Source organism: Acinetobacter lwoffii (assembly GCF_024129685.1).
GTDB lineage: Bacteria > Pseudomonadota > Gammaproteobacteria > Pseudomonadales > Moraxellaceae > Acinetobacter > Acinetobacter lwoffii_X.
Map to the genome: position 1 here is coordinate 1 of NZ_JAMXXL010000080.1, position 841 is coordinate 841.

The following is an 841-nucleotide window of genomic DNA, read 5'->3' on the forward strand; positions in this document are numbered from 1 at the left end:
TCTTTTAGCTCTATTGCGATAACGTTCCGCAAGGATCTTGAAAGTTTTTAGACTGCCAAATACATGCTCAATTGCTATTCTTCTTTTATTGATTTCCTGATTATAGATTTTTAGTTCAGGATCCAATTTACAGCGTCTTTTGGCTTTTAAGGGCAACAGGCTATTGGGATACAAAGTATAAATCCCCTGATAACCTTTATCCGCAAGAACAAAGGCTCCTGAAGGAATCTGGTTTAAATTGCGTTTGAACAACTCGAAATCATGCACTGCACCGCGACTGCTACATAAACTCAGAATTTGCTGAGTCTTGTAGTGAATCATGGCCTGTACTTTAAAGGTATGGGTCTTTTTCTTGCCGCTATAGCTTTTCTTCTGTTTTTTTGGGCCTTTGTATTGGAATTTCCGTGGCATCCACGATCACAACATTCCAGTCAATGCCTTCGCCCTCGGGTAAATCTTTGGGTAAATTAAAAAGATTGGACCGAATCAGGCAGTCTTCAACATGACGGACAATTCTTGAGGCTGTGGGCTCTGAAACCCCGTAACTCGTTGCAACGTGAAATAAGGTTCGGTATTCCCGCCAATAGCTCAGACAGAGCAGAACCTGGTCTTCCAGGCTTAACTTGGGCGGTCTGCCTTTGACAGGAACATGTTTCTTCAATTGCTCAACCATCAAATAGAAAGTTGACCATGAGATGCCCGTGTATCGCTTGAACTGAGGATCAGAAAGCTTGTTTGAATCGATGTATTTCATCCGCAGATTATGCACGAATGCCAAGAAATTTGGAGTGCAAATATTAACCAAAAAGAAGATCATTTTTTGATTTATGAAAGAGATCTA

The 841-nt window shown here is 40.9% G+C and carries 2 protein-coding genes; both read right to left on the bottom strand.

Annotated features, from left to right (window positions below; all coding sequences use genetic code 11):
• A partial coding sequence (locus tag NI464_RS15750; RefSeq protein ID WP_253139544.1) for a transposase family protein occupies positions 1 to 411 on the bottom strand: 411 nt, incomplete at its 3' end.
• Positions 359 to 754 (bottom strand): transposase family protein, encoded by a 396-nt coding sequence (locus tag NI464_RS15755; RefSeq protein WP_071850805.1) that lies wholly within the window; start codon positions 752 to 754, stop codon positions 359 to 361. The genes NI464_RS15750 and NI464_RS15755, both read right to left, overlap by 53 nt.
• Between the last annotated feature and the right edge of the window lie 87 nt (positions 755 to 841).

Bases quoted from the DNA above. Each gene is read 5' to 3' on its own strand.
- NI464_RS15755 (WP_071850805.1), bottom strand. From the start codon at position 754: ATGAAATACATCGATTCAAACAAGCTTTCTGATCCTCAGTTCAAGCGA.